This is a genomic window from Ensifer sp. 2TAB8 (assembly GCF_052115125.1).
Lineage (GTDB): Bacteria > Pseudomonadota > Alphaproteobacteria > Rhizobiales > Rhizobiaceae > Ensifer.
Window position 1 is genome coordinate 184,130 of the sequence record NZ_JBFRGB010000008.1, and the last position, 25,030, is coordinate 209,159.

Annotated in this window: 19 protein-coding genes; 11 read left to right on the forward strand and 8 right to left on the reverse strand. The window is 62.7% G+C overall.

Features of this window, described 5'->3' with window-relative positions; translation table 11 throughout:
• Window positions 1–142: 142 nt before the first annotated feature.
• Window positions 143–937, reverse strand: a complete 795-nt coding sequence (locus AB4Z53_RS15900; protein WP_441596586.1) for a DeoR/GlpR family DNA-binding transcription regulator — start codon at window positions 935–937, stop codon at window positions 143–145.
• A 235-nt stretch (window positions 938–1,172) separates the two neighbouring features.
• Here AB4Z53_RS15900 and AB4Z53_RS15905 point away from each other — a divergent pair, with 235 nt between their 5' ends.
• Both AB4Z53_RS15905 and AB4Z53_RS15910 read left to right on the forward strand, forming a co-directional pair.
• Window positions 1,173–4,460 carry an autotransporter domain-containing protein gene (locus AB4Z53_RS15905; RefSeq protein ID WP_441596587.1) on the forward strand — a complete coding sequence of 1,096 codons (3,288 nt, stop codon included), beginning with the start codon at window positions 1,173–1,175 and terminating at the stop codon, window positions 4,458–4,460.
• 456 nt (window positions 4,461–4,916) lie between these two features.
• Complete coding sequence (locus AB4Z53_RS15910) at window positions 4,917–6,731, forward strand: ABC transporter ATP-binding protein (RefSeq protein WP_291149738.1); 1,815 nt, start codon at window positions 4,917–4,919, stop codon at window positions 6,729–6,731.
• Window positions 6,732–6,783: 52 nt separating this feature from the next.
• Here AB4Z53_RS15910 and AB4Z53_RS15915 read toward each other — a convergent pair whose 3' ends face one another.
• The 4 genes from AB4Z53_RS15915 to AB4Z53_RS15930 all read right to left on the reverse strand — a co-directional run bounded on the left by AB4Z53_RS15915 (window position 6,784) and on the right by AB4Z53_RS15930 (window position 11,401).
• Complete coding sequence (locus AB4Z53_RS15915) at window positions 6,784–7,998, reverse strand: TIGR03862 family flavoprotein (protein ID WP_441596588.1); 1,215 nt, start codon at window positions 7,996–7,998, stop codon at window positions 6,784–6,786.
• 78 nt (window positions 7,999–8,076) lie between these two features.
• Window positions 8,077–9,150: an amino acid ABC transporter permease gene (locus tag AB4Z53_RS15920; RefSeq protein ID WP_441596589.1), complete on the reverse strand. Its 1,074-nt coding sequence runs from the start codon at window positions 9,148–9,150 to the stop codon at window positions 8,077–8,079.
• Entirely contained in the window at window positions 9,147–10,337 is a 1,191-nt protein-coding gene (locus AB4Z53_RS15925; RefSeq protein ID WP_441596590.1) for an amino acid ABC transporter permease, read from the reverse strand. Before AB4Z53_RS15925 ends, AB4Z53_RS15920 begins: the two co-directional genes overlap by 4 nt.
• A 20-nt stretch (window positions 10,338–10,357) precedes the next feature.
• A complete protein-coding gene (locus AB4Z53_RS15930; protein WP_441596591.1) occupies window positions 10,358–11,401 on the reverse strand; it encodes an amino acid ABC transporter substrate-binding protein in 1,044 nt (347 codons plus the stop codon).
• 347 nt (window positions 11,402–11,748) lie between these two features.
• Here AB4Z53_RS15930 and AB4Z53_RS15935 point away from each other — a divergent pair, with 347 nt between their 5' ends.
• Window positions 11,749–12,855: a DUF930 domain-containing protein gene (locus tag AB4Z53_RS15935; RefSeq protein WP_441596633.1), complete on the forward strand. Its 1,107-nt coding sequence runs from the start codon at window positions 11,749–11,751 to the stop codon at window positions 12,853–12,855.
• A gap of 193 nt (window positions 12,856–13,048) precedes the next feature.
• Here the strand turns inward: AB4Z53_RS15935 and AB4Z53_RS15940 are convergent, their stop codons facing one another.
• A complete protein-coding gene (locus tag AB4Z53_RS15940; RefSeq protein ID WP_441596592.1) occupies window positions 13,049–14,251 on the reverse strand; it encodes an MFS transporter in 1,203 nt (400 codons plus the stop codon).
• 107 nt (window positions 14,252–14,358) lie between these two features.
• On the opposite strand from AB4Z53_RS15940, the gene AB4Z53_RS15945 reads away from it, so the two are divergent.
• Complete coding sequence (locus AB4Z53_RS15945) at window positions 14,359–15,297, forward strand: AraC family transcriptional regulator (RefSeq protein WP_113539713.1); 939 nt, start codon at window positions 14,359–14,361, stop codon at window positions 15,295–15,297.
• Between the two features lie 19 nt (window positions 15,298–15,316).
• Here the strand turns inward: AB4Z53_RS15945 and AB4Z53_RS15950 are convergent, their stop codons facing one another.
• Window positions 15,317–17,965 (reverse strand): autotransporter domain-containing protein, encoded by a 2,649-nt coding sequence (locus tag AB4Z53_RS15950; RefSeq protein ID WP_441596593.1) that lies wholly within the window; start codon window positions 17,963–17,965, stop codon window positions 15,317–15,319.
• A 69-nt stretch (window positions 17,966–18,034) separates the two neighbouring features.
• Here AB4Z53_RS15950 and AB4Z53_RS15955 point away from each other — a divergent pair, with 69 nt between their 5' ends.
• The 6 genes from AB4Z53_RS15955 (at window position 18,035) to AB4Z53_RS15980 (ending at window position 23,066) form a co-directional block, all read left to right on the forward strand.
• A complete protein-coding gene (locus tag AB4Z53_RS15955) occupies window positions 18,035–18,577 on the forward strand; it encodes an NADPH-dependent FMN reductase (RefSeq protein ID WP_441596594.1) in 543 nt (180 codons plus the stop codon).
• A 224-nt stretch (window positions 18,578–18,801) separates the two neighbouring features.
• The gene (locus tag AB4Z53_RS15960; RefSeq protein WP_365887435.1) at window positions 18,802–19,176 is read left to right on the forward strand and encodes a DUF2946 family protein; all 375 of its coding nucleotides are present in this window, start codon (window positions 18,802–18,804) and stop codon (window positions 19,174–19,176) included.
• A gap of 289 nt (window positions 19,177–19,465) precedes the next feature.
• Window positions 19,466–19,996, forward strand: a complete 531-nt coding sequence (locus AB4Z53_RS15965) for a YcnI family copper-binding membrane protein (protein WP_441596595.1) — start codon at window positions 19,466–19,468, stop codon at window positions 19,994–19,996.
• A gap of 44 nt (window positions 19,997–20,040) precedes the next feature.
• The gene (locus AB4Z53_RS15970) at window positions 20,041–21,648 is read left to right on the forward strand and encodes a copper resistance CopC/CopD family protein (protein WP_441596596.1); all 1,608 of its coding nucleotides are present in this window, start codon (window positions 20,041–20,043) and stop codon (window positions 21,646–21,648) included.
• A 613-nt stretch (window positions 21,649–22,261) separates the two neighbouring features.
• A complete protein-coding gene (locus AB4Z53_RS15975; protein WP_113539707.1) occupies window positions 22,262–22,579 on the forward strand; it encodes a hypothetical protein in 318 nt (105 codons plus the stop codon).
• 76 nt (window positions 22,580–22,655) lie between these two features.
• Complete coding sequence (locus tag AB4Z53_RS15980) at window positions 22,656–23,066, forward strand: PAS domain-containing protein (protein WP_441596597.1); 411 nt, start codon at window positions 22,656–22,658, stop codon at window positions 23,064–23,066.
• A 57-nt stretch (window positions 23,067–23,123) separates the two neighbouring features.
• On the opposite strand, the gene AB4Z53_RS15985 is transcribed toward AB4Z53_RS15980, so the two are convergent.
• Entirely contained in the window at window positions 23,124–23,438 is a 315-nt protein-coding gene (locus tag AB4Z53_RS15985; RefSeq protein ID WP_113539705.1) for a hypothetical protein, read from the reverse strand.
• A gap of 284 nt (window positions 23,439–23,722) precedes the next feature.
• Here AB4Z53_RS15985 and AB4Z53_RS15990 point away from each other — a divergent pair, with 284 nt between their 5' ends.
• The gene (locus AB4Z53_RS15990; RefSeq protein ID WP_441596598.1) at window positions 23,723–25,006 is read left to right on the forward strand and encodes a DUF763 domain-containing protein; all 1,284 of its coding nucleotides are present in this window, start codon (window positions 23,723–23,725) and stop codon (window positions 25,004–25,006) included.
• The last annotated feature ends 24 nt before the right edge of the window (window positions 25,007–25,030 follow it).

Below are 25,030 nucleotides of genomic sequence, written 5' to 3' on the forward strand. Positions count from 1 at the left end.
GAACTACGCCCGGAGCCTTCGGATGATCAATTCCGGCGGGCTCCACGGGCAATTCGTTGATGCCTATGTGTGGTGTCCGGTCACGGCTTTCAAGCCCTTGCCACGAAATCGCCGTCGGCGCCCTTCGAGCCTGGCGCTTGCGCTAGCAGTGGATGCTGACGCTATGCTGACGCAAAAGGGCGACGATGTGTTCGTCCGGCAACTGGTCGGTGACGAGTGCGTCGATATCGGCCAGCGATGCAAGGCGCACGAGCGCGCGCCGTCCGAACTTGCTGCTGTCAACGGCGAGGATCACCCGCTCGGCCTGGCGCATGGCGGCCGAGACGGCGGCGACTTCCGCATGGTCGTCATCGCCGATATCGCCGTCCTGGTCGATGCCGCTGACGGAGATGATGGCGACGTCGAATTTGAACTTGCGGATATAGTCTGCGGTCTCCTCGCGGAACACACCGGCATCCACTTGCCGCACGAAGCCGCCGGGCACCGCAACCGCGAAGCTGCTGCTTTCGCTGAGCGTCGTTGCGACGCGCAGACTGTAGGTGACGACGCGCAGGTCGCGGCGTTTCAACAGGCTGCGCGCCACCGCTTCACAGGTCGTGCCGGTATCGATGAACACCGCGGCGCCATCGGCGACGAGGTCGGCGGTCAGCTGTCCGATGCGCTCCTTCAGGCCAGCGTTGTCGACGCGCCGCTGGCGGTAGGTGTCAGGGTCGACAGGGGTGGCGATGGTCGCGCCGCCATGCAGGCGTCGAACCCTGCCGTCCTGCTCGAGCGCCATGATGTCGCGCCGCGCGGTCTGGGTCGTCACGCCGAACATCTCGGTGATCTCGTCGATTGAGATGTAGTGGTTCTTTTCGAGATGCCCGAGAAGCAGCGTCTGCCGGCGCGTCTTCTTGTCTCCCGTCGGGAGATCCCGATCGTCGTCCATTGCTGTCATCTCATTCCCCCGAGGCACGTCTAACATAGGGCTTCAGTCAATCTCCAAGGAAATCGCGGGAACGCCGATCCGTCGCGCGAAATTTTATGTCGGCCTATGAAATGTTGTAAAACTGACATTTGACTCGCCTAATGTCCGTAATCGTACATCTCTTCGAGCCTTTCCGCTCATCAACACCATCGCCATGAAGGTCTTGTGACGGAGCGTGTTCGCATCGCGACATTGGAGCAGTAAAATGAGACAACGTGGACACGACCTCCGCGGGGTGCGGGCTATTGCGCGCCTTCGCCTGGCGACGGCGATCCTTCTGTGCGGAACGAGTCTGACGCTTTCGGCAGCCGAAGCCCGCGCCGCCGACGACAGCATGAAAATCCTGACGCTGAATACCTGGCTCGACCGCTTCAAGGCCAATCCGAGCGTCATGTCGGACTTCTTCATCAAGGGGAACTACGACATCCTGACCTTCCAGGAGTTTCGCGCCAACAGCACTTATGCCCGAGACATTCCCGGTATTCTGAAGAATGCCGGCCTCGGCACCTACGCCACCCGCCAGGACAGCGACACCGGCGTGTTCTCGCGTCTCCCCGGCACCTTCGGCGCCAGTACGCTCGGCGACATCGTGACCTATACGGTGGTCGATCCGACCATCAGCAAGCCGCAGGTGGTCGTCGGCACCACTCACCTCAACTACTACGACCCGCCGACGACCCGCATCAACGAAGCCAAGGGCATCAATCAGTGGGCCAAGTCCGAGGCGCGGCCGATCATCCTCACCGGCGATTTCAATGCCGGCGACGTCTCGGAGCGCGGCCTGCATTCGGTCAGCCAGCAGGAATTGCTGCTGAAGACTTACGTCAAGAGCCCGAGCAACAGCTTCTATCTGAGCCTCCTGCGCGACTACGCCAAGGATCAGCAGAAGCTCGACGCCTATATCGCCGAGTGGAAAGGCAAGAGTGCCTCGGCGATCAACGCCTCGACGGTGCCGTCAGGCCTCTTTGCCGACGAGATGTATCCCGTTGCAGGCAACCTGCCGCAGACGATGAACATCCTGAAGAAGCAGTTCCAGATCCTGCAGCTTCCGAACGAGCGCGAGCAGTTCTCGGCGCATGCTTTGAACGACGGTAGCGTCACCTGGCCATCGCACGGCGAGGACGCCACCAATACCTGGGCAAGCTGGCACCGGGTGAAGATCGACCACTTCCTGGCGTCGCGCCCCTTCGGCAAATGGTGGACGCTCGCCGACGATCCGAAGGATCCCTATTCCGGCGTCATCACCGACGTCAGCTACGTGACCAATCCGGATGGATCGAAGACGCCGCTTTCTGACCACGAGCCGGTTGCCCACACGGTGCGCTGGGTCGGCCCGGTGCTGCAGAACTACACCGATCCGGCGTCAGCGACGGCCAAGACCCGGATCGTCTGGGGCGACGAAGCGTCGAACTTCTCTGAAAAGGGTGGGGTGTTCAACCTCAGCCGTAACAACATGCGCAACGATGTCTATCTCGGCCAGATCGCCGACGAGAACGGCCTGCCGATCCTTGCCGGTCTGACCGATCAGGAGAAGAAGACGCTGCTTGACTGCAACAGCACGGATGCCCGCTTCCAGCAGGCGATACGCGACTATTGCATCGATGATCATTCCTTTATCGGCGAGACGCTGGTGAGTGATGGCGGCACGGTGGTCGTCGAAGAGGACGCCGCCCTCGGCGGTGCAAATGCGAAGTTGCGGCTCGACGGCGGTGCTTTGAGGATCGCCGGTCGCGACATGCACCAGATCAATCGCGATATCGTGCTCGAAGCGGGCGGCGGTGCGCTTGATGTCGCCGATGCGGCCAACGTCGTTGCCGTCAACAAGGCGATCAGCGGCAACGGTGGTCTGACGAAGCTCGGCGCCGGCGCGCTCGTGCTCAACGGAGACAATACCTATACCGGCGCGACAACGGTCAAATCCGGCCTGCTCTCGGTTCAGGGCTCGATTGCTTCGTCTTCGGGTCTGGCGGTCGAAAAGGGTGGTGCTGTCGGTGGTGTCGGCAAGTTCGGCAGCTTGACGGTCGCCGATGGCGGCGTGATTGCGCCCGGAAATTCGATCGGCACGCTGAACGTGGCCGGTGACATCACCTTTGCGGCCGGCTCGACTTACCAGGTCGAGGCCAATGCCAAGGGCGAGAGCGACAAGATCGTCGCGTCAGGCAAGGCGAAGCTCAACGGGGGCTCGGTTCTGGCGCTCGCCGCCAATGGCAGCTACGCGCCGCAGACGCGCTACACGATCCTGACGGCGGCCGGCGGCGTGAACGGTACGTTTGCGGATGTCGCGTCGAGCCTCGTCTTCCTCGAACCGACGCTCGGTTACGATGCCAACAACGTGACGCTGACGCTCAGCCGCAACGATATCCGCTTTGCCGATGTCGCGACGACGGCAAACCAGCGGGCAGCCGCGGTCGGCGCTGAAAGCCTCGGCTTCTCCAGTGCCGCCTATTCGGCTCTCACCAACCTCGATCACGACCAGGCGCCTCTTGCCTTCGACCAGCTCTCCGGCGAAATCCACGCCTCGACCAAGGGCATGCTGCTGCAGGGCGGCCTGCTGTTGAACGCCGCGGCCACCAACCGCATCCGCGCGGCCTTTGGCGATGACAACACCAAGGCGGCGCCGGTGCTTGCCTATGGCGAGGGCGGCATCGAAAGCGTTGGCGCTGACACCGACCGCTTCGCCTTCTGGAGCCAGGCCTTCGGCACCTGGGGCGATAAGGATGGCAACGGCAATGCGGCCGGCTTCCAGCGCAATATCGGCGGTTTCCTCTTGGGTGCCGACGGCCTTGTCAGTGACAACTGGCGTGCCGGTCTCTTCGGCGGCTACAGCCGCTCGTCCTTCGATGTGGTCGATCGTCGTTCCTCGGGGGACAGCGACAACTACCATATCGGTGCCTATGCCGGGACCGGGCTTGGCGCGCTGTCGCTGACAGCGGGCGCGACCTACAGCTGGCACCGCATCGAGACCACGCGCGGCGTCTCCTTCGCCGGTTTCGAAGACAGCCTGTCGGCCGCCTATGATGCCCGCACCGCCCAGATCTTCGGCGAGGCGAGCTATGCCATGAGTGCCGGTCGTTTCGACTTCGAGGGCTTCGCCAATCTTGCCTATCTCAACCTCGACACGGATGGTTTCCGTGAAAAGGGCGCGGCAGCGGCGCTCTCGGGCCGTTCGGACAACACTGACACGACCTTCACCACGATCGGCGTGCGCAGCTCGACCGACGTTTCTTTCGGCGAAACGGCGGCGGTCCTGAGCGGCACCGTCGGCTGGCGCCACGCCTTCGGCGATGTTGTGCCGACCTCCACGCTTGCTTTTGCCGGTGGCGATGCGTTCACCGTCGGCGGGGCGCCGATTGCCAGGGACGCGGCGCTCTTCGAGGCTGGCATCGACTTCAAGGTTGCGCCAACCGCGACCTTCGGCGTCAACTACACCGGCCAGATCGCTTCGGGCGTCTCCGACCACGGTGTAAACGCCAAGCTGAAGGTGAGCTTCTAAGAGCCGCCTCGACCGAGCGCATCAAGGCTGGCCGGGTGCCCGGGGTTAAAGCGTCGCGCATTCGTGCGCGGCGCTTTTCTATGTCAGCGTTGCCTTACGTAACTGTTGCAAACAGGCCGCAGCCGCGACGATTGGCGCCATGGCCAGATTTCTGCACTTGGCGGTTGCTGCCGATTCGCCTATAGGTCGTCTTCCGGCAACCAATCAGGGAGGTTTCAAAAGATGCCAGCTTATTCTTTCTCCCTACGGGGCGGCGTACAGTTCTGAGCTGGACGCAGAAGGGCAGTTTCGCCTTTCCGTCTTTTCCAGGTCAGAGTTCGTTTCGCTGACCTTGGCCGTTCTCTTCCGGAGAATCTCGCCAAGCCAATGATGCCGCATCGGAAGCTGGGTTCCTTTTAACGGCATATTCCATCTGAATCGTTTTGAGGCCGATGCGTCGCGCATCGGGCAAATATTATGGCTTTTACTCGTTTTGCCTTGCGCGGCGGTGCGTTCCGCAGCGTTCTTGGTTTCACCTGGTCTCATTGGAAGGCGCAGCCGGTCAGGATCAGCGTCATCCTCGGCATGGTCCTTCTGTCGACGCTCGCCGATGTCCTGACGCCGCTCTATTCGGGTCGGCTCGTCGATGCCGTCGTTTCCGGCGCGGCGACGGATGAACTTGCCTGGAACGCGGCGATTGCCGCATTCTGGATGCTGATGGCGCTTTCGCTCGGCGCGATCCTGCTGCGTCACCTCACCTTCCTCGGCGTCACCGACCTGACGCTCAAGATGATGACCGACATCGCCTCGGCTGCCTTCTACCGCATCCAGCGGTTCTCGACCGACTGGCACGCCAACAGCTTTGCCGGTTCGACCGTGCGTAAGGTGACGCGCGGCATGTGGGCGCTCGATCTGTTGAACGACACCCTGCTCGTCGCTCTGTTTCCGTCCGTCGTGATGCTGGTCGGTTCGACAATATTGATGTCGTTGTACTGGCCGATGATGGGCGTCATCATCGGTATCGGGTCGATTGTCTTCATCCTGATGACGATTGCGCTGTCGCTCGGCTATGTCGCGCCGATGGCAAGCCTGGCCAACCGGTGGGACACCAAGCTCGGCGGCGCGCTTGCCGACGCCGTCAGCTGCAACATCGTCGTCAAGGGCTTCGGTGCCGAAGGCCGTGAGGACGCGCGCCTGGCCAAGGTTCTTGCCAAGTGGCGGGACCGCACGCGCCGCACCTGGATCAGAGGCACGACCAACGGCACGACGCAGGGCGCGATGCTGCTCGTCCTGCGTGCGGCGGTGATCGGCTTTGCACTGCTTCTGTGGGCGCGGGGTCAAGCGACTGCGGGCGACATCACCTTCGTGCTCACCTCGTTCTTCATCCTGCAGGGGTACCTGCGTGAAGTCGGGCAGCACATCCGCAACCTGCAGCGCTCGGTCAACGACATGGAAGAGCTCGTCGATATCCATGGCCAGTCGCTCGGCATCGACGACAAGGCGGATGCCAAGCCGATCCGGATCACCGATGGCCGCATCGAGTTCAAGGATGTGACGTTCCACTACGGTGCGCACCGCAAGCCGCTCTACGACCGCTTCTCGGTGACGATCCGGGAGGGCGAGCGTGTCGGTCTCGTCGGGCATTCGGGCTCGGGCAAGACGACCTTCGTCAAGCTGATCCAGCGCCTGCACGACCTGAAGGCCGGCGAGATCCGGATCGATGGTCAGGACATCGCATCGGTAACGCAGACGTCGTTGCGCCAGCAGATCGCGATCGTGCAACAGGAGCCGATCCTGTTCCACCGGTCGCTTTCCGAGAACATCGCCTATGCGCGGCCGAACGCCACGCAGAGCGAAATCGAGAAGGCGGCGAAGCTTGCAAGCGCCCACGACTTCATCACGGCGCTGCCGAAAGGCTATGGCACGCTCGTGGGCGAACGCGGCGTCAAGCTCTCGGGTGGCGAACGTCAGCGCATCGCCATTGCGCGCGCGTTCCTCGCGGATGCACCGATCCTGATCCTCGACGAGGCGACCTCGAGCCTCGACTCGGAATCGGAAGTGCTGATCCAGCAGGCGATGGAGCGGCTGATGCTCGGACGCACGACGCTGGTGATTGCGCACCGGCTCTCGACGGTCCGGGCGCTCGACCGGCTGTTGGTCTTCGATCACGGCCGGATCGCCGAGGAGGGCACGCATGACGCGCTGATCCGTCTCGACGGTGGCATCTACCGTGGTCTCTTCGAGCGCCAGGCGCTGGAACTGACCAAGGGTCTGGTATTGAACGACCAGTAAGAATGCCCGCTGCCAAACTATTTGCCGCGCCTGACGAAGGCGCGGCGAAACCTTAAGCCGATTGGCCGAGCCAGCGATCGATGCCGCGGGCGGCGGCGCGACCGGTGGCAATGCAGGCGGTGAGCAAATAGCCTCCGGTTGGCGCTTCCCAATCGATCATCTCACCGGCAACAAAGGTGCCGGGCATCGCCTTCAGCATATACTCGTCATCGAGCGCGGCCCAGGTCACACCGCCGGCCGAGGAGATGGCCTCGGCGATCGGGCGCGGGCGTAGCACCGGGATTGGCAGCGCCTTGATCAAGGCAGCAAGATCGGGCGGCGCCAAACGCGCCGCATCAGACGAAAGCTCGCGCAGCGCGGCAGCTTTCACGCCTTCAAGCCCAGCCCCCTTGCGCAGACGGTTGGAAAAGCTGGTCTTGCTGTCGAAGCGGTCGAGATCCTTCGCTAGTTTCTCGACGGTTCGTCCGGGCGTGAGATCAACCACCAGTTCGGCCGGCTCGCCGTGTGACAGGCGGTCGCGAAGCGCGCTCGTGTGGGCATAGACGAGACTGCCTTCGATACCGCTCTTGCTGACGACAAATTCGCCAGGAACGGTGCCAGCCGGGGACGTTGCCGTCACACCCTTGAATGCATCGCCGGCGAAGCGGTCACGGAAGGTCTCGCTCCAGTTGACGTCGAAGCCGCAATTGGCGGGCTGGAATTTCGCGACGGACACACCCCTCTTTTCCAGCCAGGAAACCCAGGCGGCATCCGATCCGAGGCGCGGATAGCTGGCGCCACCGAGCGCAAGCAATGTTGCATTTGCGCTGACAAGCGTCTTGCCATCTGGGGTTTCGAACGCGAGCGCGCTGCCCTCAAAGCCAGTCCAGCGGTGCCGCGTCAGGATGCGAACGCTGCGGCTTTCCAGCGACTTGAGCCAGGCGCGCAGCAGCGGCGAGGCCTTCATCACCTCGGGAAAGACACGGCCCGAGGAACCGACGAAGGTCCTGGTTCCGAGGTCTGCCGCCCATTGCCTGATATCGTCCGGAGTGAAGGCGTCCAGCGCCGCACGCAGCCGCGGTGAGGCATCGCCGAAGCGCTCGGCAAAGGCGGCATAGGGTTCGGCATGGGTAATGTTGAGGCCGGACTTGCCGGCGAGCAGGAACTTGCGCGCCACCGTCGGCATGCTGTCGTAGATCGTGACCGCGTGGCCGCGCTCCGCCAACACCTCGGCGGCCATCAGACCACTTGGCCCGCCGCCGACAATGGCGATCTGCTTCTTCCCCATGCGCTTGGCCCGGTCTCGATTCCACGTCAGCGCACTCTTGGCCCGGCGTCGCACGGTGTGCAACCCCGCGCGATGCGCTCAGCGGCGATTGGAACCGTTCAGCTTGTTTTCGAGCCAGAGGCTGTAGCGCGAGCCGGTGAAGCAGATGGCGAAATAGACGAGTGCCGCGAAGATATAGGCCTCGCTGTAAAAGCCGAGCCAAGCGGGGTCGGTTGCCGAGGTCTTGGCGGCGTTCAAGAGATCGTAAATGCCGATGACCGCAAGCAGCGAGGTGTTGAGCACGATGCCGATAGAGAGGTTGACGATCGCCGGGATGACGGCGGTCAGCGCCTGCGGCAGCACGACCAGCCGCAACATCTGGACCCGGCCAAGGCCGAGCGACAGCGCCGCCTCCTTCTGGCCCACCGGGACCGCCTGCAGGCCGGCGCGAATGACTTCGGCGAGATAGGCGGAGAAGAACAGCGTGACGCCGATCTGGGCGCGCAGCAGCTTGTCGACGGCTGCACCGCTCGGCAGCGCCATAGGCACGATCAGCATGACCACATAGAGAACGGCGATCATCGGCACGCCGCGCAGCACTTCGATGAAGGCGATTGCCAGGCATCGCACGATGCCCATGTCCGATTGCCGGGCAAGCGCCAGCAGCAGCGCGATCGGAAAGGCGAAGGCAAGGCCGGCGATAGAGACGGCAAGCGTGATGGGCAGTCCGCCCCAATGATTGGTCGATACCGGTTCCAGGCCGGCCGTGCCCGCCATCAGCAGCCAGATGCCGAGAAGCGCCAACAGCCAGACCGGCACCAGGCGGAAGCTCCAGAAGCGGGGAAGGGCCGAGATCGTCAGGAGCGCTGCAATGAGGGCGATCACCAGCGCCGGGCGCCACTGCAGAGGCGGCGGGAAGAAGGCGAAGAGCATGAACCGAAACTTGGCGCCGACGAAGGCCCAGCAGGCGCCGGCCGTTTCCTTGGCGCAATCGGCTGATGTGCCCAACCAAACGGCATCGATGACGGCCCAGCGGAAAAAGGGAAGCGCGAGCCAGAGGATTGCCGCGAGTGTTACAAGCGTGACGAGGGCGTTGGCCCAGCCGCTGAAGAGGCCTTCACGCCAGCGGTGCCAGTCGGGTGCGACGGGTGGCGCAAGTTCGATCTGGCTCATCGCTTTCCTTCTCCGCGCAGAACCACGCGCCGGTTGTAGAGGTTCATGACGGCCGAAACTGCAAGGCTGATCGTCAGGTAGACAGCGCCGATGATGATGATCGCTTCGAGCGCCTGACCCGTGGTGTTGGCTGTCGTGTTGGCGACGCTGACGAGGTCGGGGTAGCCGATCGCGACCGCGAGGCTCGAGTTCTTCGTCAGATCCAGGAAGCTCGAAATCATCAGCGGCGTGATGACCCGAAGCGCCTGCGGCAGCACGACAAGACGCAGGATCTGCGGGGGCTTTAGCCCGAGTGCCCGGGCCGCTTCCCATTGGCCGGACTTCACCGACTGGATGCCGCTGCGTACGATTTCGGAGATCGAGGCGGAGGCATTGACGACGAGGCCGATCAGCAGCGCTGCGAATTCCGGCGTCAGCGACAGGCCGCCGCGGATGTTGAAGCCGCCCTTGGCAGGGATCTCGACAGRGGCGGCGAAGCCAAGCGAGGTAAGGGCCAGGTAGCAGAGGGCAAGCGCGCCGAGCACGGTGCCGGCGGTTTTCGGCAGATAGAACGTCGCGCCCGACAGCAGGCGCCTGGAAATGACGAGCGCGGCGAAGGCCGTCAGGAACACAGCGGGCAGCCACACGGCGGCCGGCAGGCCGTCGACCGAGAGCGAGGGCAGAAAGACGCCGCGATTGCTGAGATAGACGCTGCCGAGGAACGTGTAGGCGCCGCGCGGCGGCGGCAGCGCGCGGATGATCGCGCTCCAGAGAAACAGTTGCAGCAACAAAGGCGTGTTGCGCAGAAGCTCGACATAGCCATGCACGAAGCTCGCAAGCAGCAGATTGCCGGAGAGCCTGATGATGCCGAGCACGACGCCGAGCACGGTCGCAAGCAGGCAGCCGACGATCGCGACCTTGACCGTATTGGCGATGCCGGCGGCGAGCGCCCGGGCGTAGCTGTCGCCGGCAGAATAGGGCACCACGCTTTCGCCGATCTCGAAATTCGCCTGATGGGAGAGGAAGGCGAAGCCGGGCGTGAGACCCATGCGATGCATGCTTTCGGCAGTATTTTGACCGAGAAAGGCAAAGAGCAGCAGTACGCCGATGAAAAGCAGGCCCTGCTGCAATGGCAGAGGCCCGATCCACGAGCGCAGCCGCGAGACGGGTCCGGGCCCCGAAGGGCCCGGTTGGAGTTGGCGTGTCATGGGAGGGACCATGGACCGGCTCAACGGAACGGCGGCGAGTAGAGCAGGCCGCCTTCGGTCCAGGGCTGGTTATAGCCGCGCTCGAAGTTGAGCGGCGTGCCCTTGCCGACATTGCGCTCGAAGATCTCGCCGTAATTGCCGACGGTCTTGACGATGTTGTAGGCGAACTTCGGATCAAGGCCGATCGCTTCGCCGAGCGACGGGTCGACGCCCAGGAAGCGCTTGATCGCCGGGTCCTCGCTTTTGAGGAAGGTGTCGACATTCTCCTTGGTGATGCCGAATTCCTCGGCCTGGATTGTCGCGTAGACGGTCCAGTTGACGATTTCGAGCCACTGATCGTCACCGGCGCGGATTGCCGGGGCCAAGGGCTCCTTGGACAGGCGTTCGGGCAGGAGCACGTAATCGTCGGGCTTGGAAAGCTGGGTGCGCTTGGCGGCAAGGTCGGTCGCGTCCTGGGTGAGCGCGTCGACGCGGCCCGAGTCGAGTGCCTTCAGGAACTCGCCGGTTTCCTCGATCGTCACCGGCGTGAAGGCCTTGCCGGTCTTGCGGAAGAAGTCGGCGATGTTGAGCTCGCCGGTGGTGCCGCTCTGGACGCCGATCGTCGCGCCGTCGAGTTCCTCGCCCTTGGCTACGCCGAGGTCTTTGCGCACCAGCAGTCCCTGACCGTCGTAGAAGACGACGGGACCGAAGTGGAAGCCGAGCTTGAAGGCGCGACTAACGGTTTGCGTCACGCCCGAAAGCAGAATGTCGAACTCGCCGGATTGCAGTGCCGGCAGACGCTGCTGCGGCGAGGAATTGGTGAACTCGACCTTCTCGGCGTCGTTGAAGACGGTGATGGCGATGGCGCGGCCGAAATCGACGAAGAAGCCCTGCCAGCGGCCGCTGCTATCGGGCGCGAAGAAACCCGGCGTGGTGCCGACGCCGACCTTGATGACGCCACGCGCCTTGATCTTGTCGAGGGTTTCACCGGCGAGCGCTGACGTGGCGATCAGGCCAGCCGCCAGCGCTGCCGTTGCGGCAAAGGCTTTGGTGAAGAGTTTTCGGTGAGTGAAATGTCGCTGCATAAGGGCCCCCAAGCCACGAAAGAATGTCACTGCGCATGCACGGCGGAAGCGCCCGCTGCGTTTTGAAATATTTAAATCTATAGAAATTATATAATAGGTATTTTTGTGCGAATTTGGCGCGCGGCCTGAAACAGATTTCGCCGCCTCGTTTTTGCCGGGAACGTTTTTGACAAGCATATGGTCGGCCTACGTGCGTGGCGGCCATTCCTGGTTTTGTCGCGCTTGCGGATTGCCGATCGGCCGAAAGCTGCGCGTCCGGGTTGCCGGCGTACTCCAGGGCTGTGCCTCTTGTTGAGATCCGCGGAAGTTCCTAGGTTCCGCCGATCGAATGGGTTACGTCATTGGCGATGCGGCTTTTTGTGAAAGAATGGTGGAAACGGATAGGATGGGGCGCGCCGACGTCGATTGCCCTGCATCTCATCATCGCCTTGCTGCTCCTGTTCGACCTGCCGCTTGAACTGCCGAAGCCACCGAAGGAGCAGACGGTCAGCGTCGAGCTCGTTCCGCCGCCCGAGGTGAAGCAAGAGAATAAAGCCGAACAGAAGAAGGCTGAGCAGAAGAAGGGCGAGGAGAAAGAGGCCGAACAGCCGAAACCGCAGCCGAAGCCGCAGGCGCAACCGAAGCCGCACCCAAAACAGCAGCCCCAGCCCAAGCCGCCGCAGCAACTGCCGCAAACCTTCGCGTCCGCCATGGCCAAGACCAAACAGGACAACAAGGAGGCCGAGCTTCCGCCGGCTGCGCAATCGGAGGATAAGAAGGCCGAGGCGTCTGAGCAGGCAAAGCCCGCGACTGAACCTGCGAAGTCCGCGGAAGAACCTGCAAAGGCGCCACCCAAGAAGGATGAGACGCCGGTAAAAGAACAAAAGCCCTTGCCGACGCTGGCGGTGCCGGCGAAGTCACCGCAGAACGCCACGGAAAAGCCGGACGAGAAGCTAGCGGCGGCGGTGGCCGAAGCGAAGCCTGAGCCAAAGGACGCGAAGCCAGCCGAGGCCAAGCAGCAGCCGCCGGAAGAAAAGCCGAAGACGAAGCCGGCCGATGCTGCTGCAAAGGTTGAACTCAAGCCGGTGCCGAGCAAATTGGTGGAGGCGAAGAAGCTCTATGCCGAGAAGGCAATTGCCGATCCGCGAATGAAGCAGGCGCTTCTCACATTGCCCGTCAAGGCGCGCATCAGCCAGCTCTGCAAATCCGAGGCGCTGGAGCAAATCCGCCACCAACGTCCGGATACTCCACCCCAAGGAATGGTACCATTCGGTCCAAGGGGYGGGTTCATCTCGAAAAATCGCATGGATGCCAGCGGTGGTGCCTATCACAGCAAGAAGGTCTGGTACGACGTCGACTTCAAGTGCCTTCTCAACGAGGATGCGACGGAGGTAATCTCCTTCAGCATCGCCATTGGCGGCGTCGTGCCGAAGTCGGCCTGGGAGACGCGGCGCCTCGGCCCGCCTCCGGATTGATCTTGTAGCACAGCGATTTGGCGTGCGCGCCTGCATCGCGCCAAGCTTCAGCCATCGAGCTACGTGGTCCTCCCGTTGTCTTCGCGCGGTCCGGCAAGACGTGTGCCTCGCCAGCGCTTTGCCTGCCGGACCTTTGGGAGCCCGGCAGGCGCAGGTGCGAGTTGCCACTCTCACACAAAACGGAGGCGGTTAGTCATTCCGCGGCTTGCAGCGCCCGCTCGCGGTAGACCGAGACCAGCGAGGTCCCGAGCATCGCTGCCACCGCGGCGAACAGGAAGACGCCGGYCGGTCCCTGCAGTTCGACGAGAAGGCCGCCGAGGATCGCGCCGGTGGAAATGGCGATCTGGAAAGTCGTAAGCGTTGCCGCTCCAGCACCTTCGGCTTCGTCGCCGGCCGCACGGCTGAGGAAGGATTGCACGCTGACCGGCAGCGCGCCGAAGGCGAAGCCCCAGGCGGCGGTGGCAAGGATGGCGACTGCGGGCAGTGCGCCGGCAAGTGCCAGCGTCAGGGTGGTGACGGCGACGCCGGCTGCTGCCGACATCATCGACAGCCGCGTGCTGCGCTCGGCAAGAAACCCGCCGGCAATGTTGCCGAAGAAGCCGCCGACGCCGAAGGCGAGCAGGATCGCGGTGATTGCCTCGACGCCGAACTGCGGCACCTGCTCAAGGAACGGGCGAACATAGGTGAAGCCGGCAAAGTGGCCCGTGACGACGAGCAGGATGGTTGCAAGGCCAAGCCGGATCGCTGGACGCTTCAGCACGTTGAGGATGGTGTTGAGACCGGTGGTCCCCTTCGGCGGCAGGCGAGGAACGGTCAGTGCCTGGACGATGAAGGTGACGATGCCGACGGCGGCGGCAAGCAGAAAGGCATAACGCCAGCCGAGCGTCGCGCCGATCCAGGCGCCGACGGGGGCGGCGCAGACCGTCGCGATCGACACGCCGGACATGATGATCGCCATCGCCCGCGGCATCAGCCGGCCGGGAACGAGCCGCATGGCGAGCGCCAGCGACAGGGCCCAGAAACCGCCAAGGCCGATGCCGAGCAGGAAGCGCGCCACAAGCAGCATCGGCAGGCTCGAGGCGAAGCCGGCGATCAGGCTGGATATGATGAGAAGTGCGGTCAATGTCAGAAGGACATTCCGGCGGTCGAAGCGTCCGGTGTAGACAACAATCGCGGGACCGGCGATCGCGGCCACAACGGCAGTCGTTGTTACCGATTGTCCGGCCGCACCGACGGTAACGCCGAGGTCAGCTGACATCGGTGTGAGAAGGCTTGCCGGCAGAAACTCCGCCGTGACCAGGCCGAAAACCCCAAGCGACAGGGAAACGACGGCCGCCCATAGCGGCTTTTCTTGTTCATCCGCCTCGCCCGTAGGCCTTGCGACGATGCCATCCATAATCTTCATCTCCATTGCGGTTGGGATGAAAATATGCATGGCCACCTGGAGTTTCTATGCTAGAAAATCCAAAACACTGTGCCGTTTGTCCAAAGCTGGAGTGCCCTATGACTGATGCGCTGACCGACATCCTGCGCGGCCTGAGGCTCGATGGGGTGGAATATGGGCGTTGCCAGCCCTGTGCGCCATGGGCAACGGCCTATCCAGCGCAGGAACCTGCGCGTTTTCACTTTCTGGCCTCAGGCTCCGCCCATCTGCAAACGCCGGATGGCGCCTGGGTGGAACTGATGCCTGGAGATGCCGTGCTGCTCCCGCGCGGTGACGCGCATGTTCTCGCCAGCAAGCCCGGCCTGCCGACGATTTCGATCCGCGATCTGCCGAAGCGGCAGCTCTGCGACGGCATCATCGATGTGCAGTGTCCCAACACGGACAGCCAGAACCTTCTATTCTTCGCGGTGATGCAGTTCAATGTCGACCGGCTTCATCCTCTGCTGCAGCTGATGCCATCGGTCATGCGCACCAGCGATCTGGCCTCGAGTGAGCCGTCGATCCCGTCGCTGCTCGATACCATGACACGCGAGGCGGCGATGCAGCGCGTCGGCTCTGGCGGCATCCTGGCGCGGCTTGCCGACGTGCTGACCGCCACGATCATCCGCGCCTGGGTGGAGCACGGCTGCGGTACTGCGACCGGTTGGCTTGCCGCCGTGCGCCATCCGGAGGTCGGCCGGGTACTCGCCGCCATTCATCTCGACCCAACGAAGGACTGGACGGTGCCGGAGCTGGCCAAGCTCATGGGTGCTTCGCGCTCCGGCTTCGCCCAGCGCTTTGCCGATACGGTCGGCGAAACGCCGGCCCGCTACGTGGCGCGCATGCGCATGCACCAGGCCCATCAGTGGCTGCGCGAAGGAAAGCGGGTCGCCCATGTCGCCAACCGCCTCGGCTATGATTCCGAGGCCTCCTTCAGCCGTGCCTTCCGCAAGATCATGGGCGCGCCGCCAAGCCATTCGCGGAGCCTGGCGGCAGCTCCCGAGCAGATCGCTTCGTGACCGGCGCGGCCAGAGGCCGCTAGAACTCGATGGCGAGATCGGCCCGCACGCCGTGATCGCGAGCGGTCGAGGCGATCTGTCCCTGATAGGAGATGCTAAGCGTTGCCGCCGGTGTGACGGCAAAGTCGACGCTTGCCTCGACGAGGGCGCTGTCGCGTGCAATCGGTGCGCCTGCGACAGAAAATGGGTCACTGCCGGAAAACGCTTGAGCGACCGCGGGCGTGACATCGCCATAGGCGTGCCTCCAGCCGAGAAGGCCGCGAGCCGTAGCCTTGGCCGTTCCGAGTTCGAAATCGGTCGCCAAGCGCAGGCCGAGCGTGGTGAAGGTCATATCGTCCGAGCCGCCCTGGACTGCCAGCGCTGCCGCGCCGCCCTTCTCCGTGAAGTCGTCTGTATGCACGTTGACATAGGCGAGATTGGCAAAGGGCTCGAAGGCGAGGTGGCCCACCCGCATGCCATAGTCGAGTTCGCCGAACACCTGGGTCGTGCCTGCGCGGTAGTCGGCAGTCAGGCTGTCGACGAGAACCGGCGAGAGGACATTGCGGCGGCTGTCGATATCGCTCCACGTATAGGCAAGGCCGGAGCGGAACGACAGGGCGCCCCATTGTGTGCCGCCATAGACCCCGAGATGATAGTTGTCGCTGGAGGTCGACGCACGGCGGTCATCGACCTTGAAGCTCGACGAACTGTAGCCGGCGAGGAAACCGAGCCTCCAGTCGTCGTTGACGAGGCCGTCGAGGCCGGCGACGAGGCCGCCGGTGGAGCGCGACAAATTGGCGGCATTGTCGTCGCCATCCGTGTGGCCCCAGGAGCCGAAGGCCGAGCCCCAGGCGCCGGCGCGTTCCGCTGACGCGATAGACCCGGTGGTGAGATCATCCGTTGCCACCGTCCGCACAGCCTTCGCGCCAACAGTGTCGAAGGCGGACCGCAGGCGGTCGTTGATCTGGTTGCCGATGAGTTGGCTGTTTTCGATCAGGCCGGTCACGGTCGAGCCGTAGACTTCGCCGGGCAACTGGCCGAAAAGATCGGAGGCGGTGCCGGCGTCAAGGGTGATCGCGAGATCATGCAGGGATCGGCCGATACCAAGGCGCTCGATTGCGGCGGCGGTTGCCGCAGCGTTGCGGGTGGAGGCCACATCCGCGAAGGCCACGCCATTGCGGACGACGTCGAGATAGACTGTGGTTGGGTCGTAGGCCAGTGTCAGATCCAGGAAGGCATGGCAGCCGCAATCGTCCTCGAAGCGGCCGCTTACGCCGCCGGTTGCGGAAAGGATGGTGTGGCGGCCTTCACCTCGGTAGTTTTCGGGCCTGACCCTGACATCCACCATGCCGGCAATGTCAGCCGTGCCGGCGACGTCGAGCCGGCTGGTGCCGTCGGGTGCGTCGAGATTGACCAGGAACCACGCATCGCTTGACTGTCGGTAGCTGCCGTCAACGGTCAGCACACCGCCCCTACGCCCCCAGCCAGGATTGACGGCGCCGCCGTTGTCGACATTGCCGTGGATGATACCGTCGCCGGAGAGCATGCCTTCCCCGACTACAGAAGTATCGGAAACAATACTGCCGCCGATCGCCAGAATGCCGCCGTCGATGCGCGTGACGCCCTGATAGGTGCTATCGCCGCTCATCACCAAAAGGCCATCGCCAGACTTGATCAGCCCTCCCGCGCCGGCGATGTTGTTTGACCACGCGCTTTCGCCGTCCGTAATCACGGCGTGGAAATCGCCCCAGTCGAACTTACCCGGGCCACGCACCGCCCGCCCGGCGCTGACGAGGCCATAGCCGAACACCGGATCGACTCCAGGAAGCCCGATATCGGTGGCGGTGCCCAGCAATACCTGCCGGATCTGAGCCATCGTCATGTAGGGAAAGGTTTGCGCCACCAGGGCCGCCGTGCCCGAGACGAATGGGGCGGCCAGCGATGTGCCTGTTTCTCTGCTGTATGCACCGCCGGGAACAGCAACCATGATGTTGTCTTGCGGGTTCGCCCATACCCACTCGCCCTTGTCTGGATCCCATCGTGTCGCGCCGTCGCCGCCCGGCGCAGTCAGGCACCAGTTCATGGCAACGCCGCACTCGTTCGACCAGTTGGGCATATGGGTGGGACTGGTCGCCACCACAGCGAGCCAACCTTGTTCCAGTTCCGGGAAAAGGTAAGGAAGACCGGCGTCCACGGAAGGTTGCGCGGCACCGTCGTTCATCGCTGAAAAGACGAGAAGTCCTCCGCGCGAAACCGCGTAGCGATAGGCGTACAGGTTGCTTGAGGCCTCAACCTGTTCGGCGGACGTTTCCGTAATGAAGCCATCGCCAAAACTGTTGTTGATGATCTTCACGCCCCGGTCGATGAGGGTGCGGATTCCGTAGTCGATGGCATCGGTGTCGAGGTAGCCAGGTATGTCCGATGCCCCTGCCTGAACGATGGTCGCGCCCGGGGCGACCCCGTGCATCCCGGTCCCATCGCGATTGGCGGCGATCACCGAGGCGACCGTTGTGCCGTGCCCCTCCGCCACGAAAGTCCATGGTTTCTCCGGGTCGTAAGTAATTCCCTCCACATAGCGGCCGGTAAATTCCGGATGGCTGATGTCGAGGCCGCTGTCGACTACGCCGACCTTGATGCCGCTGCCGTCGTAACCCAGCATGTAGGCATATTCGGCGCCGATCGCCGCCAATCCCCATCCATCCACGCGGCCGGGCCTGCAGGCGTTGACAACCATGTCCGATCGGCCACTTTTCTTGCCATGAAGATTCTCGCAATATCAGGCAGTGCTCGGATCAATTCCACCAATACGGCCATGCTGCGGGCCGTCCGGTCGATTGCACCGGCAAACATCGAGATTTCTGTGTTCGATCGTGTGGGAGAGCTGCCGGTCTTTTCGCCGGATCTCGAGAGCCTGCCCCTGCCACGCCAGGTGCAAGGCTTCATCGATGCCATTGCCAGGAGCGACGGCCTGATCATCGCAAGCCCGGAATACGTGCGCTCCATTCCGGGTGGCCTCAAGAATGCGATCGACTGGCTCGTGTCCGGAGCGGAAATCGTCCACAAGCCGATTGCCCTGCTGCATGCGTCTCATCGGGGAGACGATATGCTGGCCAATCTGCGCACCGTCCTTGCAACAGTCAGCGACCGTTTCGCAGCAGATATCTTTCTCCGTCTCCACCTCATGAAGATGGAGCCCGCGGAGATATTGAAGGCCATGGAGACACCCGAGGACCGCTCGAAGGTGGAAGCCTATCTTCGGGCGTTTGCATCGTTCTGCATGGCCGCGCGTGAATCCGCTTAGCTCTTAAGCCTGCAGTCACCAGCTGTTCGGCAGCCCCCAAGCTTTCGACCTGATTTTACTGACGACCTGATTTTACTGGCGAATTCAAAAACAGGGGCAGTCAGCTTTCCCACTTCCTGATGTCTTCGTGCTTGCTGTGGCGCAAGGAAGAGCGCACGCCTACGGGATAGCTATGCGGTGGCTGCGGGACATTCACGCAGCAGCGCAGAAGGAGCTTGAGTGTGGTGAGGCGACGCAACAGTTGGGGATTGGCGTTTTTCGCTGCCTGCCTGTTCGTGCTGCAGTCGATCGCCGGCACATTTGCCGCGAGTTCGATGGCTGCCGTCGCGCAAATCGATCCTTTCGGTAATGCGCTTTGCGCAAGCGTGGATCACGCGAGCAAAGACAACCATGACAGCGGCCACGGGAGCGCCGCCGATTGCTGCCTGCTCGGATGCTGCGTGTCCTCGCAGGTCCTGGCAGCTGCTCCGGAAGCCTTCGAGGTCTTCACCTTTCAAGTCACGTCCGCGACAGAGCAATATTGGCCCGCGGCCGCCCCGTCGCCGAGGGGCGAACATCGCCCCGGCTATCCTCGCGCGCCTCCTCGACTGCTTGCCTGATCGGTAGCGTTCGCGCCAGCCCATGCCAGAGGCGGGGGCACCCTTGCCTAGTCTCTGCCGGCACCATCGGTCTTCTCATCCTGACGGATTTCCTTCGCGTGATCCGAGGTTGCCCGAAGCCTGGTCTTGTGCACGCCGAGAGCCGTCGGTCCGACCGTCTCCTGCGATCGCTACTCCGCCGACCGAAAATGTCGGCAACCTTTTCCGGATCGCTGCATCCAATCCCTGAAGCCCGCGAGAGACCTTCTCGTGGCCCGACACAACCAAATAATCTCAAAGGAATAGCCATATGTTCTCGAAACTGATCACTATCACCGCCTTCATCGCGATGAGCGCCACGGCAGCCTTTGCCCATTCCACGCTCGAAGTGACCGAGGCGCATGTAGGCGGGGCCTACAAGGCCGTCATTCGCGTCCCGCACGGCTGCGAGGGCAAGCCGACGATCGCGCTGCGCGTCCAGATCCCCGAGGGCATGATCGCAGCAAAGCCGATGCCCAAGCCTGGCTGGACACTGGAGAAGATCAAGGGAGCCTACGAGAAGTCCTACGACTACTTCGGCACCCCGATGAAGGAGGGGGTGAAGGAGGTCGTCTGGAAGGGCGGCAACCTGGCCGACGATGAGTATGAGGAGTTCGTCTTCCGCGCGTTCCTGACCGAAGGCCTGCCGGTCGGCAAGACGCTCTACGTGCCGCTGGTGCAGGAGTGCCCCGATGGCGCGACCGAGCGCTGGATTGAAATCCCGGCAGAGGGCAAGTCGAGTGACGATCTCGAATATCCGGCACCCGGCATCAAACTGCTTGAAAAGAAAAGCGGGCACTGATCGGCGCAGCGTGACGGCGAAGGCCAATTGACCGGAGAGCAGGCATGGCGCTGGTACCACTAAGCTTCACTCGCCTTGCGAAGTTGATGGGGATCGTGCTCTGCGGGATACTCATGCAGGTCACTGTCGCCTTCGCCCATGCATCGCTCAACACAAGCGAACCGAAGGACGGCTCGGTCGTAGATACCGCGCCGTCCGTTTACATGTTGACCTTCAGTGAGCCGGTTTCGCCCTTGTCGTTGAAGCTTGTCGGCCCGGATGGGACGGCGATCCCACTGGACCGGTTTGAGCTGAAGGATCGATTGCTCGAGATCATGGCGCCGACCGGTCTTGGGCGCGGCACGCATGTGCTCAGTTGGCGCGTAACCTCTGCTGACGGGCATCCGATCGGCGGATCCGTCGTCTTTTCGCTCGGCGCAGCCAGCACCACTCCGCTCGCGACGGGAGACAAGATCGACTGGTCCGCACGCGCCGGCGTTCTCTTGTCGAAGCTCGCGCTTTATGTGGGGCTGTTCATCGGTGTTGGCGGCGCGTTTTCGCGCCATTGGCTGCTCGATGGTTCTCGATCGGGGCGCAACGTGGTCGCGGCAGCGCTCGGGACAGGGGGGCTGGGTGCCGTCGCCGCCGTGGGCTTTCAAGGGCTCGATGCGTTGGGCGTCCCCCTGGCGCACCTTGTCGAGCCTGTCGTCTGGTCCACGGCCATGGCGACGAGCTTCGGCGTGACGGCTGTTGCCGCCTTCAGTGCCTTCGGCGTGGCGGCTGTCGCCCTGCGGGCAAAGGGTCGGCTTGCGCGGACGTCGTCTCTTGCCGCGCTGGTCGTTTCATCTGCTGCCCTGTCACTGAGCGGCCATGCGGCCACCGCCGAGCCCCAATGGCTGATGCGCCCGGCGGTCTTTCTGCACGTTATTGCGGTCAGTCTCTGGATCGGAGCGCTGGCGCCCTTGGGCCTAGCGCTGCACGGCAAAGACCCGGCGGCGCTTCGGGCGTTACGGCGGTTCTCGATGGCCATCCCCTATGCGGTTTTGGTGCTCGTCGCGGCGGGTGTCGCCTTGGCCATCGTGCAGGTGGAGAAGCCCGCAGCGCTGATCGAAACAGCCTATGGCCGGGTGTTTATGGTCAAGATGGCGTTGCTGACGGGACTGTTTCTGCTGGCGATCGTAAATCGCTGGCGTCTGACGGAGCCGACCATGGCTGGCGACCGGGCAGCGATGAAGCGGCTGGTCCGTTCGATCGCTGCGGAAACACTGATTGTCTTCCTGATCTTCGGGGCCGTCTCTTGCTGGCGCTTCACACCGCCGCCGCGCGCGCTCCTGGCTTTGGCGGCGCAGTCTGCAAGCGTTCATATCCACATCGAAAAGGCGATGGTCCTTGTTGACGTTGCGCCCGGACGGGTGGGCGAGGTGGACGTATCGATCAACACGCTTAGCGGCGAACTCGAGCCGCTTGCCGCCAAGGAGGTTATGCTTGTGCTGTCCAAGCCTGATGCCGGCATCGAACCATTCAAGCGCGCGGCTGTGCGACGCGGCCAAGCGGATTGGCAGGTCGAACACATGAACATCCCGCTGCCCGGCACTTGGCAGGTGCGTGTCGATATTCTCATCAACGATTTCGAGAAGGTGACGCTGAGTGATCAGATTGGCATCGCGCCGTGACTGCGGAGGCTGCCGCCCTGAAGCCTTTGTCAGCCTCTTCCGATTGCGATTGCTGGCGGGATCGCAGTCCCCCTGCCGCGCTCAATCGAAAGTACCCGACTCTGGGCCACCGCCTTGCCGGTGCAGGTTCCTTTTGACGTCGCGCCCTTGCGCGAGCGACGCGACTGGCGGCTGGCCGAAGCTTGTCGGTCGAATGATTTTTCTCGCCGTTAATACTTTAGAAATATCGCATGTTCATGCTGTGCGGCCATGCGCGGCTTCCTGTTGATGACATTTTTGGCGGGCGGATTGTGGGTGGTCGACACGACGTTGTGTGAAGGCCGCTATACCCAGGAGTTTGGGCATGAGGCCCAGTCCGCGACCAGACAAGTTCGCTATTGGCTGAACGCTCAACTGAACTACCTGCGAACGCGCTTCTAGCTTTCCGCCACCTCTTGGTGCTGAGAACCGGCATCGCCAAGCGAGCGCCTCAAGATTTGGTGGCGAAATATTGCTGCTAAAAAGTCACACTGTTCGGCGCTTCATTGCGGAAGAGCTTGGAAATCCGAATTAAAATGACAGTCGTCAAGTGTGGGAGTTGGCTCTGTTCGTTAGTGCGTGCTAAATTGATGAAATGCATAGATCTGATCAAGATGGCGATGCGAAGGTCACGGACCTCATCGCACAATTCAAAGCGGCGCAGAGCCAACTGTTTGGGCTGGTTGACGAATATGAAACGGAACGGTTCCGCTCGCTCGAACGGACCGTGGAGCAAACGTTCATCGAGATTGAGCAGCGTGTCCCACGCGACGCCAGCGAATTTCGCGCCATAGCGCAGTTCTATCTGGATATGTTGGAGGACAATGATGGCGGCTACAACGGGCGGCTGCATGCCTGCTTGCGCCAGCTGGTCGATCGGCACGCCTTTGATGTGTCCGCGCAATTCGACTGATTGACGGTGTTGCGTGTGTCGTTCACACAGGTTCCATTCACACCGGGTAATGATCCCCCGAACATAAGGAAGGCCCATGGAAGGGGATAGAGAGCGCACTTTCGTTGTGGATCTCGCCGATGTGGACACTGCGGATTCCGGGATTTTCACCTGGGACATTACACAGGACCTCGTCTACGCGGACTCGGCTCTGGCGGAGCTTTTCGGACTGATCGCGACGGAGACCAATCGCGGATTGCCGCTCAAGCTCTATCTCGACCGGGTTCACCCGGAAGACCGGCCGTATCTGGCAAAGGAAATTGCCGCCACCATGGTGGGAGGGCGAGCCCAGCTATCGACCTATCGCGTAAAGACGCGAGGCGGGCACTACGTCTCGGTCGTCGCCTTTGGTCGGTGCTTTCGCGATCGGAAGGACACTCCGGTGCTCTATTCCGGGATCGTTGTTCTCGAAAGCGCTACATCGGCAAGCGACCACCGAAGGCACTAATGGCGAAAGGTCGCCAAGGCGCGGAACGGAAAAGCGTTTGGCGAGATTGGTCCGCGATTAGGCGGAAGTCGTTTCGCGAATGCCGCTGTCGAGAGCATTGTGTGCTGCCTGCATCACGTCGATGTCGTGAATGTGGCTTATGGTTGCCATCTCCATCATCAGATCGCCGATCACCAGATCAATGCGTCTCGGAGCCCCGGCATCCCTTTTCGCGATGCAGGCCTCAAGTTGTTCGGACGATCCGCCCAAAGCGTCATAGAGTTCCAGCGCGGTCGTCAGAACCTTTGCGCGACGCACAGCAAGATCACTGGTCGAATCCTCTCCTGAGGAAGCAACCATCAATCGAACAGCTCTGTTTTGGAACTCGCTCATTTTGAACCCTGTTCAAATGCAATCTAGCGTGGAGCATATCGCCGATTGCTGAACTCTATCTTAAGCGCAAAGGTAGAGTTCATAATGCAGTTTGGGTTTTACTCGGGCTGATGCAGTCGAACCGTCCCGAAGGCAAGGTCTCGCGATGATGCTGTTCGGCGACCTGCAGCACCTTCCCACGGACACGACCGAGCCGCCGCGGTCTCGCAGTTTGCCGCGAAAAATGAGAACGTTTGAGGAACTTTCCTATGTGAAAGGGCTTTCTGCCCGTGTATAAGGCCCGGATGGTCCAGAGAGCAGGCAGTGCCGATCTTCCGCTTCACGGTGGCCGGGTTCCCCGGTGGCTTGGCGAGCGCATGACAAAACTTGGTGCGATCATCACCCAGGCGATCGTCATCGAATATGGGCGAGACGAGTTTCTCCGCCGGCTGGCGCATCCGTTCTGGTTTCAGTCTTTCGGATGCGTCATGGGCATGGACTGGCACTCCTCCGGCATCACCACCAGCGTCATCGGTGCCCTGAAACGTGGTCTGTTACCGCTATCGGGCGAACTTGGTATCCATGTCTGCGGCGGACGAGGGCGGAACTCCCGGGAGACGCCGGGCGAGTTGATTGCAATCGGCGAGCGCGTGGGCCTCGACGGAGGCGGCCTGGCGACCACCAGTCGCCTCGTCGCAAAGGTCGACAGTGCGGCAGTGCAAGACGGCTTCGACCTTTACCTGCACGGCTTCATCGTTACCGATGACGGTAAATGGGTTGTAGTGCAGCAGGGCATGAACGGCGAGAGGCGGCAGGCCCGGCGCTACCACTGGCTTTCCGAGGGGATCAGCAGCTTCGTGGATTCGCCCCATACGGCGATAGAAGGTGCGCGGCAGGGCGAAATCGTCAATCTTGCCGACCGCCGCGCTGCGGCTTCGCGCAGTGGCCAGCTCGATCTCCTCGCGTCGCTCGGACCGGACCGGATCGTCCGAGAGGTTGCTGTTATCGAGCCAAGGCGGGCGAGCAAGCAAAGCGCGCAGCCCATGCTGCCGCATCTGATCATGCCTGCGCACCACGACGTGCGCGAAGAAGACGTCAACATGAAGCGCCTGCATGCAACGCTTGCTGCGGCTGCCGACCGTGGCCCGGAGGATTTCGAGCATCTCCTATTGGTGCCGGGCGTTGGAGCGCGCACGGTCAAGGCGCTGGCGATGGTGGCCGAAGTGGTGCACGGCGCGCCGTGTCGGTTCGCCGATCCGGCGCGCTTCTCGCTTGCCCATGGAGGCAAGGATCGCCACCCGTTCCCGGTTCCCCTGAAGGTGTATGACGAGACGATCCGAGTGATGAAATCCGCCGTATCGAAGGCGAAGCTCGGTCGCGACGAAGAGATGCAAGTCCTCAAGCGCCTCGACGATCAGGCCCGCCAGTTCGAGAAATATGCCACCGGCCCGGATCTCAAGGAGATCGTGGCCGGTGAGTTTCGTCAATCGCACGAGTTTGGCGGTCGCAGTGTCTTCGGCTGGGAAGGACCGGTAGAGCCGCCGAGCGATGCAGACCGGCCACGCCGCCGGGGTGACCGCGGCCGGTAACGGCTCCATGCCGCTGCAAGGCGT